At 71.0% G+C, this 8,286-nt stretch carries 5 protein-coding genes; 1 reads left to right on the top strand and 4 read right to left on the bottom strand.

What is annotated here, in order from left to right; all coding sequences use genetic code 11:
* The 4 genes from treY to GH736_RS12915 all read right to left on the bottom strand — a co-directional run.
* Positions 1-1,551: malto-oligosyltrehalose synthase (gene treY / locus GH736_RS12930; protein ID WP_235934160.1), on the bottom strand; the 1,551-nt coding region annotated here is incomplete at its 3' end.
* A gap of 54 nt (positions 1,552-1,605) precedes the next feature.
* Positions 1,606-3,864 (bottom strand): glycogen debranching protein GlgX, encoded by a 2,259-nt coding sequence (gene glgX, locus GH736_RS12925; protein ID WP_159603901.1) that lies wholly within the window; start codon positions 3,862-3,864, stop codon positions 1,606-1,608.
* Positions 3,865-4,011: 147 nt separating this feature from the next.
* A complete protein-coding gene (gene pgm / locus GH736_RS12920) occupies positions 4,012-5,646 on the bottom strand; it encodes a phosphoglucomutase (alpha-D-glucose-1,6-bisphosphate-dependent) (RefSeq protein ID WP_159603899.1) in 1,635 nt (544 codons plus the stop codon).
* 53 nt (positions 5,647-5,699) lie between these two features.
* Entirely contained in the window at positions 5,700-6,992 is a 1,293-nt protein-coding gene (locus GH736_RS12915; protein WP_159603897.1) for a DUF445 domain-containing protein, read from the bottom strand.
* Positions 6,993-7,072: 80 nt separating this feature from the next.
* On the opposite strand from GH736_RS12915, the gene pheA reads away from it, so the two are divergent.
* Complete coding sequence (gene pheA / locus GH736_RS12910; RefSeq protein WP_159603895.1) at positions 7,073-8,026, top strand: prephenate dehydratase; 954 nt, start codon at positions 7,073-7,075, stop codon at positions 8,024-8,026.
* The last annotated feature ends 260 nt before the right edge of the window (positions 8,027-8,286 follow it).

Raw genomic sequence — 8,286 nt, 5'->3', positions numbered from 1 at the left:
AGCGTCCAGCCGACGATCCGGATCCACCAGTCGTACGCGTTGTACGTGAATGGGCCGAAGCCGTAGGTGCCCGGGGGGATCGGGTTCAGGTCGGCGAAGCCGCCCTTGTATCCCTGCAGGCCGCTCGTGTCGGGAGCTCGACCGCGCGTGGAATTCGGCGACGTCGATCGCGAACTCGGCAGGGTCGCCGCCGACCTCGGTGAGGCTCGTGAGCCGGGGGTACCGGTAGAAGGCCGTGTCCTCGACGCCCTTGGCCATGACCATGCCGCTCGTCTGCTGGAAGCGCTGCGCCGCCGGATGCCCGGGGTCGGCGAGGATCGACATCAGCCGATCGGTCGGCGCGGCGAGGTCGGGTCGGTGCCGGGTCGCGAGCTCCGCGGCCTCGCGGAGGTGCTCCTCGCCGAACGGCAGGTACGACCGGTAGACCGGGAAGCAGGCGAGCAGCTCGGCGACCGCGTCGGCGACCTCGGGCAGGCGCTCGTCGGCGGGGGAGGCCGCCGCGAGCTCGCGGTCGAGTCGCAGCACCTCGGATCGGAGGATGCCGTCGGCCACCGCGCGCTTCGTGTCGTGGATGAGCTCCGCCCACTCCACCGGCTCGCTGCCGCGCAGCCGGGTGTCGAGGTCGGTGAGCGGTGCCTCGGCGGCGGGATCGACGAGCACGCGGTCGACGTCGCCGAGGGCGTCGTACCCGGTGGTGCCCTCGGTGGCCCAGCCCTGCGGCATCCGCTCGTCGCCCTCGAGGATCTTCTCGACCAGCACGTAGGCACCGCCGGTGAGCTCGGCGAGTCGGTCGAGGTAGGCGCCCGGATGCCGCAGCCCGTCGGGGTGGTCGACCCGCAGGCCGTCAGCGAGGCCCGCCTCGAACCAGCGCGCGATCTCGGCGTGGCTCTCGTCGAACACGCGCGGCACCTCGACCCGGATCGCGGCGAGCGTGTTCACCGCGAAGAACCGCCGGTAGTTGAGGTCGGCGTCGGCGCGGCGCCAGTCGACGAGCTCGTAGTGCTGGCGGTCGTGCACTTCGACGGGGTCGTCGCCGTCTGCAGCGGTGCCGGAAGCCACGGGGAAGCGGTGGTCGAAGTAGTGCAGTTCGAAGCCGTCGTCGACCGCAACCAGCCGGAGCTCGCCGAGGTCGTCGGCGCTGCCGAGCACCGGGATGCGCACGTGCCCGCCGCCGAAGTCCCAGTCGATGTCGAACGCCTCCGCGTGCGCGGAGTCGCGTCCGTTCGCCAGCACGTCCCACCACCACGCCATCGCCGACGGGGTGGCGACCCCGACGTGGTTCGGCACGATGTCGATGAGCACGCCCATCCCGTGGGCGCGTGCCGCGGCGACGGCCCGTTCGAGTCCGTCCGCCCCGCCCCGCGCGGGATCGACGAGCGCGTGGTCGACGACGTCGTAGCCGTGGTCCGAGCCCGGCTCGGCCTCGAGGATGGGCGAGAGGTAGACCCAGTCGGCGCCGAGCTCGTGCAGGTAGCCGGCCACGTCGGCGACCGCGTCGAGGTCGAACGAGGGCCGCACCTGGATGCGGTAGGTCGAGACGGGTGCCTTCACGGAGGTCCCTTCGGTCGTCGCTCGGTGGCGTGAGGGTCGGGCGGCCCGAGCGGGCTACGTGGGTGGGTGCACGGTCGTGGACTGCACGCCGCCCGAGGTGCCCGGCGCGCTGCCGGGCAGCGAGGCCTGGCTGCCCTGCGACGTGCGCACGGCGAGCGAGGCGGCGACCGAGTGGTCGGGCTCGGTCTCGGGCTCGGTGTGCGCGCAGAGCACGAGCATCGAGCGGCCCTCCAGGGTGAACGTGTCGCCGGCCGACTTCGGCTCGCTGTCCGCCGACCGGCCCGCCGTGTCGATCACGACGTCCCAAATCTGATTCGTGCGGGGAGGGATGCGGAACTCGGCATCCTCGGGCTCGGCGTTGTAGAACAGCAGGAAGTCGACGTCGACGATGGGCTCGCCCCGGGCGTCGCGCTGGCGGATGCCCTCCCCGTTGAGGTAGACGCCGACGGCCCGGCCGAGCGGGGCGTCCCAGTCCTGCTCCCGCATCTGGGTGCCGTCGGGCCGCAGCCAGACGATGTCGGGCAGCGGAGCACCCTCGGGGCTCTCCTCGCCCTCCTCGATCTCGACCGGCCGGCCGTCGAAGAATCGGCTCCGGCGGAACGTGGGATGGTCCTTGCGAAGGCGTGCGACCGCCGCCGTGAACTCGATGAGCGGCTTGTCGGCCTGGTCCCAGTGCACCCAGCTCAGCTCGTTGTCCTGGGCGTAGGTGTTGTTGTTGCCCCGCTGCGTGCGGCCGAGCTCGTCGCCGTGCAGGAGCATCGGCACGCCCTGCGACAGCAGCAGCGTGGCGATGAAGTTGCGCTGCTGGCGCGCCCGCAGTGCGAGCACGTCGGGGTCGTCGGTGTCGCCCTCCTCGCCCGAGTTCCACGAGCGGTTGTGCGATTCGCCGTCGTTGCCGTCCTCGCCGTTCGCCTCGTTGTGCTTCTCGTTGTACGAGACGAGGTCGCGGATGGTGAAGCCGTCGTGCGCGGTCACGAAGTTGATCGAGGCGACCGGCTTGCGCCCGCTGTTCTCGTAGAGGTCGGCCGAGCCGGTGATGCGCGAGGCGAACTCGCCGAGGCTCGAGGGCTCGCCGCGCCAGAAGTCGCGCACCTCGTCGCGGTACTTGCCGTTCCACTCCGACCACTGCGGCGGGAAGTTGCCCACCTGGTAGCCGCCGGGGCCGACGTCCCACGGCTCGGCGATGAGCTTCACCTGCGACACCACCGGGTCCTGCTGCACGAGCTCGAAGAAGCTCGACAGGCGGTCGACGTCGTAGAACTCGCGCGCCAGGGTCGCCGCCAGGTCGAATCGGAAGCCGTCGACGCGCATCTCGGTGACCCAGTACCGCAGGCTGTCCATGATGAGCTGCAGCGAGTGCGGATGCCGCACGTTCAGCGAGTTGCCGGTGCCGGTGTAGTCGGTGTAGTACCGCTTGTCCTTCTCCTCGAGGCGGTAGTACGCGGCGTTGTCGATGCCGCGGAACGCGATCGTCGGCCCGAGGTGGTTGCCCTCGGCCGTGTGGTTGTAGACCACGTCGAGGATGACCTCGATGCCGGCCTCGTGCATGGCCCGCACCATGCTCTTGAACTCCTGCGCCTGCTGTCCGAGCTCGCCGGTCGACGAGTACTCGTTGTGCGGCGCGAAGAACCCGATGGTGTTGTAGCCCCAGTAGTTTCGCAGGCCCTTGTCTTGCAGCGTCGAGTCCTGCACGAACTGGTGCACGGGCATGAGCTCGAGGGCCGTGACGCCGAGCTTGCGCAGGTGGTCGATCACGGCCGGGTGGGCGACGCCGGCGTACGTGCCGCGTTGCTCCTCGGGCACGTCGGGATGCAGCTGCGTGAGCCCCTTGACGTGCGCCTCGTAGATGAGCGTCTCGGAATACGGCGTGTTCGGGTGCCGGTCGCCCGCCCAGTCGAAGAACGGGTTGATCACCACCGAGTGCATCACGTGCGCGGCGGAATCGTCGTCGTTGCGCGAGTCGGGATCGCCGAAGTCGTACCCGAACAGCGACTGGTGCCAGTCGAACGTGCCGGCCATCGCCTTCGCGTAGGGGTCGAGCAGCACCTTGTTCGGGTTGGCGCGCTGTCCCTCCGCCGGGTCGTTCGGCCCGTGCACGCGGTAGCCGTACCGCTGCCCCGGCTGCACGTGCGGCAGGTAGGCGTGCCAGACGAACGCGTCGACATCCTGCAGCTCGATGCGCGTCTCGGTGCCGTCCTCGTCGAACAGGCACAGCTCCACGCGCTCGGCCGCCTCGCTGAACAGCGCGAAGTTCGTGCCGCTGCCGTCGAACGTCGCGCCGAGCGGGTAGGCGGATCCGGGCCAGGCTTCCATCGCAGCTCCTCGTGGTCGGATGGGACTCGGGGTCGGCGCTGATCGAGCAGCGGGCGGATGCCGCGCATGGGCGATCCTCGCATCATCCCGGCGTTCGCCCGAATCCCGGGCAGGGGGTTGCACTCGCGCGCCGGCCTGCGGCAGGCGTCAGCCGGCGGAGCCGAGCGCCTCGGTGACGACGCGCTTCGCCTCCTCCTGCACGAGCGAGAGGTGCTCGGGGCCGCGGAACGACTCGGCGTAGATCTTGTACACGTCCTCGGTGCCGCTCGGCCGCGCCGCGAACCAGGCGTCGGCCGTCGCGACCTTCACGCCGCCGATCGCCGCGTCGTTGCCCGGCGCGCGCGACAGCTTCGCCGTGATCGGCTCGCCGGCCAGTTCGGTGGCGGCGATCGCGTCGCCGTCGAGCTTGCCGAGGGCGGCCTTCTGCGCGGGGGAGGCCGCGGCGTCCGTGCGCTGGTAGGCGGGGTCGCCGAAGCGCTCGACCAGTTCTGCGTACAGCTGCGACGGCGACTTGCCCGTGACCGCCCGGATCTCGGAGGCGAGGAGGCACAGCAGGATGCCGTCCTTGTCGGTGGTCCACACGGTGCCGTCGAACCGCAGGAAGGAGGCGCCGGCGCTCTCCTCGCCGCCGAAGCCCACGGAGCCGTCGACGAGTCCGGGCACGAACCACTTGAAGCCGACCGGCACCTCCCAGAGGCGTCGCCCGAGGGACTCGGCGACCCGGTCGATCATCGAGCTCGACACGAGGGTCTTGCCGATGGCGGCATCCGCCCGCCAGCTCGGACGGTGCGCGAAGAGGTACTCGATCGCGACCGCGAGGTAGTGGTTGGGGTTCATGAGGCCGCCGTCGGGGGTGACGATGCCGTGCCGGTCGGCGTCGGCGTCGTTGCCGGTGAGGATGTCGAAGCTGCCGCCGTGCTCGAGCACCGACGCCATGGCGCTCGGCGACGAGGGGTCCATGCGGATCTTGCCGTCCCAGTCGAGCGTCATGAACGCCCACCTGGGGTCGACCCGCTCGTTCACCACGGTGAGGTCGAGCTCGTAGCAGTCGCGGATGGCGGCCCAGTAGTGCACGGATGCCCCGCCGAGCGGGTCGGCCCCGATGTGCAGGCCGGCCTCGCGGATGGCGTCGAAGTCGATGATGTTCGCGAGGTCGTCGACGTAGTTGCCGCGGAAGTCGTAGGTCTCGACGCCGCTCGGCTCGGCCTGGTTCACCTCGGCGAGGCCGCCGGCGATGAGCTCGTTCGCCCGGTTCGCGATCCAGTTCGTGGCGTCGGAGTCGGCGGGGCCGCCGTGCGGCGGGTTGTACTTGAAGCCGCCGTCCTGCGGGGGATTGTGGCTCGGGGTGATCACGATGCCGTCGGCCTCGCCCTCGGCGCGTTTCGCCGGATCGGTGTTCCACTTCAGGATCGCGTGCGACAGCGCCGGGGTCGGCACGTAGTCGTCGTACTCGTCGGCGAGCACGCGCACGCCGTTGGCGACGAGCACGTCGAGCGCGGTGGTCTGCGCTGGTGCGCTGAGCGCGTGCGTGTCGGCGCCGATGAACAGCGGGCCGGTGATGCCCTGCGATGCCCGGTACTCGACGATGGCCTGGGTGATGGCGAGGATGTGGTCCTCGTTGAACGCCGTGTTGAAGGCGGAGCCGCGGTGGCCCGAGGTGCCGAAGGCCACCCGCTGCTCGGGGATCGAGACGTCGGGTTTCCGCTCGTAGTAGGCCCTCACGAGGGCCTCCACGTCGATCAGGTCGGATTCGGTCGCCGGGGTTCCCGCTCGCTCGTGCATCTGCCCAGTCTGCCGAAGGAGCGACCTCGCCGACACCCCCTGCACGACCGGCGTCACATGAGCGAGCGGATGCCGGTGGCCACCGTGTAGATCGCGAGCCCGGCGAGCGCGCCCACGACGGTGCCGTTGATGCGGATGAACTGCAGGTCGCGCCCGACCTGCAGCTCCAGCTTGTCGGTGGTCTCCTTGGGGTCCCAGCGCTCGACCGTCTCGGTGATGACCCCGGCGATCTCGTGGCGGTAGTTCCGCACCACGTAGGCCGCGGCATCCGTCACCCACTCGTCGACCTTGGCCGCCAGCTCGGCATCGGTCGAGAGCCGGATGCCCACCTCGACCACCGCCGCCCTGAACCCCTGGCGCAGCTCGCTGTCGGGGTCGCCGAGTGCCGTCTGGAGGGTGTCCTTCACGCTCGTCCACACCTCGCCCGCGAACTCGCGCACCCTCGGGCTCTCGAGGAGGTCGACCTTCAGCTGCTCGAGCCGGCCGATCATGAGCGGGTCGTGCTGCAGGTCGTTCGCGAGGTCGGCGAGGTAGCGGTCGATCGTCTCGCGCATCGGGTGCGACGGGTCCTCGCGTACCGCTCGTACGAACGCGAGCACCTCCTTGTGCGCCCGCTCGTCGACGAACTTCTCGACGAAGTCGGGCATCCACCGCGGCATCCGTCCGGAGACGATGCCCCCGATGGACTCGGGGTGCGCCTCGAGCCACTCCTCGGCCTTCTCGAACAGGGCGTCGACGGCGGCGCGCTGCTGGTTCGCCGCGACGAGGCGTTCACCCATGCGCCCGATCGCAGGCCCCCACTCGGGCTCGAACAGGTGCCGGCGCGCGAGCTTCTCGATCACGTCCTCGACGTCGTCGTCACCGAGCAGGGTCATCACGCCGCGGGCGGCGACGGATGCCTCGGCCGTGAGCCGCTCGGCGTTCGCGGGCCTCGACAGCCACTCGCCGAGCCGCGCCGAGATGCCGATCGACCGCAGCTTGCCGACGACCACCTCGTCCGAGAGGAACTCGTCTTCCACGAACGCGCCGAGGGTGGCGCCGATCTCGTCCTTGCGGTTCGGGATGATCGCCGTGTGCGGGATCCGCAGCCCGAGCGGGTACCGGAACAGCGCCGTGACCGCGAACCAGTCGGCGAGCGCGCCGACCATGGCGCCCTCGGCCGCCGCGCGCACGTAGGCGAGCCACGGCACCTGGTCCTGCAGCGCGAACGACACCGCGAAGACGACCGCGGCGACGAGCAGCAGGCTCGTCGCGAGCCGTTTCATGCCACGGAGCGCGACCCGGCGCTCCTCATCGGTCGGTGTCGTGCGCACTGGCGTGGCACGGAGCTCGTCGATCGCCGTCATCTGCCGGCCCCCTCGCGTCGGGATTGCGGTCCGTTTCGACGCTAGCGCCTGCCGAGCGCCCGCTCACTAGGCTTGCGTGCATGACGGATGCCGCCCCCACGCCGCCCGAGCAGACGTACTCCTACCTCGGACCGGCCGGCACCTTCACCGAGGCGGCGCTGAAGCAGGTGCCCGAGGCGGCCGGCAAGCACTGGCGGTCGGTGAACAACGTGGGCGAGGCGCTCGCGGATGTCACGAGCGGGCGCTCGATCGCCGCGATGATCGCGATCGAGAACTCCGTCGAGGGCGGGGTGTCGGCCACGCAGGACGCGCTGGCGACCGTGCCCGGCCTGCGCATCGTCGGCGAGTACCTCGTGCCCGTGAACTTCGTGCTCGTCGCCCGCCCCGGCACCACGCTCGCCGACGTGCGCATCGTGAACGCGCATCCGGTCGCCTACGCGCAGTCGCGGGGCTGGCTCGAGCGCGAGCTGCCCGACCACGGGCACATCCCGGCGACGAGCAACGTGCAGGCCGCGGCATCCCTGTTCGAGGGCAGCCAGGCGGATGCCGCGGTGGCGCCGCCCGGCATCACGGAGCACCTCGACCTCGCCGTGCTCGCCCGCGACATCGGCGACAACCCGAACGCCGTCACGCGCTTCGTGCTCGTGTCGCGCTCGCGCGTGCTCGCGGAGCCGACCGGAGCCGACAAGACGAGCCTCATCGTCGAGCTGCCCGACGACGAGCCCGGATCGCTGCTCGCGATGCTCGAGCAGTTCTCCACCCGGGGCGTGAACCTGTCGCTGCTGGAGTCCCGGCCCATCGGCGACGAGCTGGGCCGCTACCGCTTCGTCGTCGACCTCGACGGGCACATCGGCGACGAGCGGGTCGCCGACGCCCTGCTCGGCCTGCGGCGCACCAGCCCCAACGTGATCTTCCTCGGCTCGTACCCCCGCGCCGACCAGCGCGCGATCGAGTACCACTCGAAGTTCGACGACGAGATCTTCATCGAGGCGCGCGACTGGCTGCGCGGGCTCCTCAGCGGCGAGCCCGACTGAGTGCCGGCTGACCCGCCCCGACGGGCGCTGCGCCGCCTATTCTGGAGATCGGTGAGGGCGCTGCGGCCCGTGCCGCGAAGGAGCAGCGAGTGAGCGAGGGTTCGGCGACGGGGATCGACCCGCGGTTCGATCCGAGGTTCCAGCGCGGCTACACCCACGACCCGGCTGCGGCGTCGTTCCCGGGCGACGAGGGGGCGACGGATGCCGCGGCGCTGCCGCCGCGCGATGATGCTGCGGCGCCCGCTTCGTCTTCCGCGCCA

Source organism: Agromyces humi, assembly GCF_009720255.1.
Taxonomy (GTDB): Bacteria; Actinomycetota; Actinomycetes; order Actinomycetales; family Microbacteriaceae; genus Agromyces; species Agromyces humi.
This window is presented reverse-complemented; position numbering and strand designations above follow the sequence as displayed.

Bases quoted from the DNA above. Each gene is read 5' to 3' on its own strand.
- pheA (WP_159603895.1), top strand. From the start codon at position 7,073: ATGACGGATGCCGCCCCCACGCCGCCCGAGCAGACGTACTCCTACCTC.
- GH736_RS12915 (WP_159603897.1), bottom strand. From the start codon at position 6,992: ATGACGGCGATCGACGAGCTCCGTGCCACGCCAGTGCGCACGACACCG.
- glgX (WP_159603901.1), bottom strand. From the start codon at position 3,864: ATGGAAGCCTGGCCCGGATCCGCCTACCCGCTCGGCGCGACGTTCGAC.
- pgm (WP_159603899.1), bottom strand. From the start codon at position 5,646: ATGCACGAGCGAGCGGGAACCCCGGCGACCGAATCCGACCTGATCGAC.